The sequence below is a fragment of the Muriicola sp. genome (genome assembly GCF_041567615.1).
Taxonomy (GTDB): Bacteria; Bacteroidota; Bacteroidia; order Flavobacteriales; family Flavobacteriaceae; genus Muriicola.
In genome coordinates, this window is the sequence record NZ_JBFGBM010000148.1 from 1 (window position 1) to 6870 (window position 6870).

Annotated in this window: 8 protein-coding genes and 1 pseudogene; 1 reads left to right on the forward strand and 8 read right to left on the reverse strand. The window is 50.3% G+C overall.

Annotation, left to right across the window (positions count from 1 at the left end; genetic code table 11):
- Together ABYP73_RS10155 and ABYP73_RS10160 are read right to left on the reverse strand one after the other, a co-directional pair.
- A partial coding sequence (locus tag ABYP73_RS10155; protein WP_372974238.1) for a maltose acetyltransferase domain-containing protein occupies positions 1–252 on the reverse strand: 252 nt, incomplete at its 3' end.
- Between the two features lie 31 nt (positions 253–283).
- A complete protein-coding gene (locus ABYP73_RS10160; RefSeq protein WP_372974239.1) occupies positions 284–1045 on the reverse strand; it encodes a DUF6090 family protein in 762 nt (253 codons plus the stop codon).
- 114 nt (positions 1046–1159) lie between these two features.
- Between ABYP73_RS10160 and hflX the strand changes: the two genes are divergently transcribed.
- Complete coding sequence (gene hflX / locus ABYP73_RS10165; protein ID WP_372974240.1) at positions 1160–2371, forward strand: GTPase HflX; 1212 nt, start codon at positions 1160–1162, stop codon at positions 2369–2371.
- Between the two features lie 262 nt (positions 2372–2633).
- Here the strand turns inward: hflX and ABYP73_RS10170 are convergent, their stop codons facing one another.
- From ABYP73_RS10170 to sufC, 6 genes and pseudogenes are all read right to left on the reverse strand, one after another.
- Positions 2634–3143 (reverse strand): DUF2480 family protein, encoded by a 510-nt coding sequence (locus tag ABYP73_RS10170; protein WP_372946507.1) that lies wholly within the window; start codon positions 3141–3143, stop codon positions 2634–2636.
- 24 nt (positions 3144–3167) lie between these two features.
- The gene (locus ABYP73_RS10175; protein WP_372946506.1) at positions 3168–3494 is read right to left on the reverse strand and encodes an iron-sulfur cluster assembly protein; all 327 of its coding nucleotides are present in this window, start codon (positions 3492–3494) and stop codon (positions 3168–3170) included.
- A 7-nt stretch (positions 3495–3501) separates the two neighbouring features.
- Positions 3502–3927 (reverse strand): SufE family protein, encoded by a 426-nt coding sequence (locus tag ABYP73_RS10180; protein ID WP_372974241.1) that lies wholly within the window; start codon positions 3925–3927, stop codon positions 3502–3504.
- 97 nt (positions 3928–4024) lie between these two features.
- Positions 4025–5251, reverse strand: coding sequence for an aminotransferase class V-fold PLP-dependent enzyme (locus ABYP73_RS10185; protein ID WP_372974242.1), 1227 nt, complete (start codon positions 5249–5251; stop codon positions 4025–4027).
- 21 nt (positions 5252–5272) lie between these two features.
- Entirely contained in the window at positions 5273–6589 is a 1317-nt protein-coding gene (gene sufD, locus ABYP73_RS10190) for a Fe-S cluster assembly protein SufD (RefSeq protein ID WP_372974243.1), read from the reverse strand.
- 47 nt (positions 6590–6636) lie between these two features.
- Positions 6637–6870, reverse strand: a pseudogene (gene sufC, locus ABYP73_RS10195) (Fe-S cluster assembly ATPase SufC); the annotation flags it as partial.

Consider the following 6870-nt stretch of genomic DNA (forward strand, 5'->3'; position numbering starts at 1 on the left):
CGTATTCACAAAGGTGTTGTCCCCGATGGAGATATGCTCCCCGTAATCGCAGAAAAAGGGGGCTTCTATCCAGACCCCGGAGCCCTTTTTTTCAAATAGTTCGCCCAGGATACGGTCCCGCTCTTCCAGGTTTTCGGAATAAAGGGTGTTGTACTGCTGCAACAGCTTCCGCGCCCGGTGGTAGGCCTTGAGCAATTCAGGGTCCCGGGAATCATAGGCCTGCCCGGCCAGCATTTTTTGTTTTTCGGTCATACCTTTTATCAAATCTCTGGTAAGCAGGGGGTCATTGGCTTTCCAGATGCTCAATTTCAGTGTTGATCTTCGACATCAATTCAACGATTCTACTCCTTAGTTGGGCGTATTGCCAGTCCACCAGGATGCGGGTGCGATTCTGGGTTGATCGGATGTAGTAAAACATCTCCTGATCCTTTTTCAGGGCTTCAAAATTCAGGGGTCTCAGGCTACCCGGGAAATCCGGCTTGGTGAGGTCGTAATCGTAGGCCGACTCAAACCGGGTGGGAAATACCTCGGCAAATCCCCTTTCAAGCTCATCCACAAAATACCGTTCATTCACCAGAAAGAAATTGTACTGGGAATCATATACCCCTATGATGGCATCCCGCAACTGTTTGTTGGAGATCGTGGTTATCCCTTTGGATTTCAGAGTTTCAAATGCACTGGTGGAATACCGGAAGAAGGTGGGGGTCATAAAGTCGGAGAAATTCCGTGCGATCTTATCAATGTCGTAGTCCTTGTCGTTTTCCAGTGCAAAAAGAATAGTGTCTGCGGCCGCCAACCCCCTTTTATGCCATCGAACATTTCCCTCCAGGTCTTGCAGATCCTTTTTCAATCCATCTTTAAAGGAATACAGCAATTGCAGTTCAAAATTAACTTCCTTTCTCTTTTCATTCCAGTTATTGATGCCTAACGCAATCAGAATTCCAATGACCACTAAGACAATTTCACCTATGGCATACAATATATATTTAGTGAATTTATTTTCGGATAGTAGTTTCTGGCGAATCCGTCTGAAAAATTTGATCATGGGTCAAAAGTTGGTCATTAGGAAGCACTTCCTTTATTATCTTCCTAAAATACTACATTATACTCACTGACTGGCATAATATATACCTCCGTCAGAATTCGTAATTTTGCCCCTATGCTGGAAAAAAAGACCATAGACCATGAAAAGGCCGTCCTGATAGGGATCATCAACCGGGAACAGGACGAAGAAAAGGTCACCGAATACTTAGACGAACTGGAGTTCCTTACCTATACCGCGGGGGGGGAGGTAGTCAAACGCTATGTGCAGCGCATAGACGTGCCCAACCCCAAGACCTTTATCGGGAGTGGGAAGATGGAAGAGGTGGAGGCCTTTGTCAAAGAACACGAGGTGGGCTCCGTCATCTTTGACGACGAGCTGACCCCTGTGCAACAGCGCAATATAGAAAAGCAGCTCCGCTGTAAGATCCTGGACCGTACCGGGCTGATTCTCGATATCTTTGCCCAGCGGGCCCAGACCAGCTACGCCCGTACCCAGGTTGAGCTCGCCCAGTACGAATACCTCCTGCCCCGCCTGACAGGCCTCTGGACCCACCTCGAAAGACAGCGTGGGGGGATCGGGATGCGCGGACCCGGGGAGACGGAAATAGAGACGGACCGCCGTATCGTACGTGACCGGATCGCTTTACTCAAGAAGAAACTCACCAAGATAGACCGGCAGATGGAGACCCAGAGAGGTAACCGGGGATCACTGGTGCGGGTAGCCCTGGTTGGGTATACGAACGTGGGCAAGTCTACCCTTATGAACGTGATCAGCAAGAGCAACGTCTTTGCCGAGAACAAACTCTTTGCCACCCTGGATACCACAGTCCGCAAGGTGGTCATAGGGAACCTGCCCTTTCTGCTGAGCGATACCGTGGGGTTTATCCGCAAACTACCCACGCAGCTGGTGGAGAGTTTTAAAGGTACCCTGGACGAGGTAAGGGAAGCGGACCTCCTTCTGCACGTAGTGGACATCTCCCACCCCAACTTCGAGGAACACATCGATTCTGTGAACCAGGTGCTGAGCGAGATCGGGTGTGCTGAGAAGGAGACGATCATGGTCTTTAACAAAATCGACCTCTACCAGCCCGAAGAGATCGCCGAGGACGACCTGACCACGGAGAAGACCGCCCGACATATGACTTTGGACGAATGGGAGAACACCTGGATGAGGCGAATGGGTGGGAATGCCCTTTTTATCTCGGCCCTTAACAAGGAGAACCTCGATGAATTCAAGAGGCGGGTCTACCATGCCGTGAGGGAGATCCACGTCACCCGCTTCCCCTACAACAACTTCCTGTACCCGGAAAACCTGGATGCCTATTAGGAATTGAGGGTGTCATTCACCGACGTTTTTTACCCTTCATAAGACACACAACAAATTCCCTGTGGTTTACAACACAGATTTGGCCTAAAGCAACCCTCTTTTTACTTTTACCCTGTAGTTAAGTGTAAGTGTTTATCCCCAAATCCTACCCTGAACTATTTCTTAGTGTTCATTTCCCCAAATCGACACCAAGAACCCGAAATTGAACATTTGAAAACAAATGTAAGACCTGCAAAAATCCCGGCGTTGAGCCGGGATTTTTTTATTTTTTCTTTTTGTAAAGAGGGACGGAAGAACAGGCTTCCCCGTACATCACGCTCCTGGCGACACCCTGCAGTTTTCGGGTAGCCCAGATATAGGCATTGGGGGGAACGGGCTTATTTGCACAACCTTTGATGATCACAGGCTTGTCGTGCAGGCCGCTTACATCCAGAGCATCCAGTGTTTTTTTGTAGAGTACGGTCTCCAGCAGCTCCAGATCGCCCTGCACTACTTCTGCGGCAACCGGCTGCAGACGGGTGGTGACCAGCATAAAGGCCCATCCGGGGACGATGGCATCCGTTGCACAGTGCAAGGCCACAAAGGCATCCCGATACTGTTCCCAGTCGTGTGCATCTACTTCAGCCCTGAATTCCTTTTCCCTCAGGATGACCCCTTCCATCAGCCAGGGGCTGATGTCCAGCACCATGCGCTTCCCCTGGGGATAGTGATCCTCCAGGTCGAACGTGACCAGCGGACTGGAACTCACTCGATTGACGATCTCTTCAGACATGGGCAGAATATTGTGGGAAAACGGTTAGAGCAGGCCCAGCTCCAGCTTGGCCTCTTCACTCATCAGGTCCTGGCTCCAGGGGGGATCAAAGGTGATCTCCACCTCGGCGTCTTTTACGATATCCAGGGATTTTACCTTTTCCTCCACTTCCACGGGCAGGGTCTCTGCCACGGGGCAATTGGGGGAAGTAAGGGTCATCAGGATCTTGACCTCGTGGTCCTCGTTCACAAAGACATCGTAGATCAGACCCAGTTCGTATATATCCACAGGGATCTCAGGGTCGTAAATGGTCTTCAATACCTTCACGATCTTCTCTCCCATTTCCTGTGTATCTATAGCGGTCTCACTCATTTCTCACTCAATTTAATTGGGTTTGGTAAGCCACGGCGTACAATTTCAGCTGTTTGATCATGCTGACCAGGCCGTTGGCACGGGTGGGCGACAAGTGTTCCTTCAACCCGATCTCATCGATGAATTTCGTATCGGCATCGATGATATCCTGGGGCTTCTGGTGACTGAACGCCCGGATCAGGATGGCGATGATCCCCTTGGTGATGATGGCATCGCTGTCTGCGGTAAAGACCAGCTCGTCTCCTTCCAGTTCGGCATGCACCCAGACCTTGCTCTGGCAGCCTTTGATGATATGGTCCTCCGTCTTGTATTCTTCCTTGATCAAAGGCAGGGATTTCCCCAACTCGATCATATACTCATACCGCTGCATCCAGTCGTCGAACATGGAAAATTCCTCTACGATCTCTTTTTGTATCTCGGGTATGCTGCTCATCCTGTTTCTTTTGTCGCAAAAATACGATAAGTATTACTGTCTTTCAACAGACCGGGTCAATCCTAACATTTTATTCACAGGGGTTTCCAGCCTTATTTCAGGCCAGCATCTGCCGCGCCTTTTCCAGAGCCTCCACAAAGCGGTCTATCTCTCCTTTGGTATTGTAGAAGCTAAAGCTGATCCTGATGGTTCCCGGGATCTGGAAGAAGTCCATCACGGGCTGGGCACAGTGGTGGCCGGTGCGCACGGCGATCCCCATCTTGTCCAGGAGGGTCCCCACGTCATAGGGATGGACCCCTTTGATGTTAAAGGAAATTACTGCTGTTTTTTGGGTTGCTGTACCGTAGAATTGCATCCCCTGGATACGGGATAGTTTTTCCGTGGCATAGACCAGGAGTTCGTGCTCATAATGGTCTATGGCTTCAAGACCGATGGAGTTCAGGTAGTCTATGGCAGCCCCAAAGGCGATTCCCCCGCAGATATTAGGGGTCCCTGCCTCGAATTTATAGGGCAGGTCGGCATAGGTGGTCTTTTCAAAGGTCACCTCAGCGATCATCTCCCCTCCACCCTGGTAAGGCGGCAGTTTCGCCAGCCATGCTTCCTTTCCATAGAGCATTCCGATCCCGGTGGGGCCACAGAGTTTGTGTGCGGAAGCGGTATAGAAATCCACATCCAGTTTCTGTACGTCCACCTTTACGTGGGGAGACGACTGGGCTCCGTCTACCAGTACGGCCGCTCCGACCGTATGGGCCATAGGGATAATGTCTTCAATAGGATTGATGGTCCCCAGGGCATTGGAGACATGGTTGCAGACTACCAGTTTCGTACGCTTTGAAAGTAACTTCCTGTATTCATCCATCCTCAACACCCCGTCCTCGTTCATGGGTATCACCTTCAGGATAGCTCCGGTACGCTCGCAAAGCATCTGCCAGGGCACGATGTTGCTGTGGTGTTCCATGGCTGAGACCAGGATCTCATCACCTTTCTTTAACAGGCTGGTAAAGCCGTTGGCCACCAGGTTGATGCTGTGGGTAGTCCCGGAGGTAAAGATGATCTCGTGAGCCTTGGCTGCGTTAAAGAAGTGTTGCACCTTCCTGCGCCCTCCTTCGTAAGCCTCCGTGGCTTCCTGCGCCAGGGCATGCACACCCCGGTGGATGTTGGCATTGTACCGACTGTAGTAATCGACGATAGTGTCGATCACCTGTTTTGGAGTCTGGGACGTGGCCGCATTGTCAAAATAGACCAAAGGGTTTCCGTTCACCTTCCGGTTCAGGATGGGGAAGTCCTTTCTTATCTTGGCAATATCCAATTGTGTCTCAGTCATCCCGGAAATGTATTCTCGAAGTTACAGGTCGAACCCAAGCCGTACCCCAAGTTTGTTGGCGATCAGCTTGTTGATCCGATTTTTTAGTTCTGGTAAACGCACGCTCTCCAGCACATTGTTTGCAAAGGCATACATCAGCAGTCCGGTGGCTTCCTTTCTTGGGATACCTCTCGACTGCAGGTAGAACAAAGCGTCCTCATCCAACTGACCTATTGTACACCCGTGGGAGCACTTCACATCGTCCGCAAAGATCTCCAACTGGGGTTTGGTGTTCACCGTCGCCTGATCGCTGATCAGCACATTATTGTTCTGCTGGAAGGCGTTGGTCTTCTGGGCGATCTTGTCTACGATGATCTTCCCGTTAAAAACGCCCGTAGATTTTTCCCCGAAGATCCCTTTGTAATCCTGGTGACTTTCGCAGTTGGGCTCCTGGTGGTGTACCAGGGTATGGTGGTCTACATGCTGCTTTTCCCCCAGGATGGTCACCCCTTTAAGGGTAGATTCGATGTATTCCCCGTTCTGGAAGAAGTTGAGGTTGTTCCGGGTAAGTTTCCCCCCAAAAGAGAAAGTATGCACATTCACCACGCTCTTGTCTTTCTGGGCGATGAAGGTATTGTCGATAAGGGATGCATCCTTGCTGTCATTCTGCACCTTGTAATAGTCCACTATAGCATTTTTGGCCGCGAAGATCTCGGTGACACAATTAGTCAGGACGGGATTTCCGGTCAGGCTCTGGTGTCTTTCGATGACCTGCAGCTCGGCATTCTCTTCAGCTATGATCAGGTTCCTGGGCTGTAGCATAAGGGAGGCTTCGTTCCCGGTAGCAAAATGGATGATCTCCACAGGTTTTTTAGGCGCCTTGTTCTTTGGGATGTAGATATAGGCCCCTTCCCGGCTGAAAGCGGTGTTCAGGGTGGTGAGGGATTCCTCTTTTGAGGCCGCTTTGTTGAAATACACGTCGATGACCGGCTTGTACATGGGTTTGGTGAGGGCTGAACTCATCAGACAGATGTCTACGCCGTCATGGGTGGTCTCCGAGAGATAGGAGCTGTAGATCCCGTCTATGAAAACGATCTTGTAGGTATCGATCTCATGAAGGAAATACTTCTTTACCTGATGGTATTCCAGGGCGTTTTCCTCCTTGGGGAAAATGCTGAAATCCGTTTTCAGGATACTGTTCAGGGAAGTGTATTTCCAGGCTTCCTCCTTCTTTGTCGGGAAACCTTTGGCTTCAAAATTCTTGATCGCCTCAGACCGGATATCGTGAACAGGATGTTCTATATCCACATTATTCTCGAAAGCCATGAAGGACGATACTAATTTTTCCTTTAGATCCATTTCTCTTGTTTTCATTGCCCCGTTTCCGGGTACTCCAATTGATTATCTCAGGCTACCGGTTCTTTCTTAATCCAGTCGTACCCCTTCTCCTCCAGCTCCAGGGCGAGTTCCTTGCTGCCGGATTTGACGATCTTCCCATCGTGGATCACATGAACGAAATCCGGGATGATGTATTCCAGGAGTCGCTGGTAGTGGGTGATCACGATAACCGCGTTGTCCTTGCTCTTGAGTTTATTCACCCCATTGGCCACGATACGCAGGGCATCGATGTCCAGTCCGGA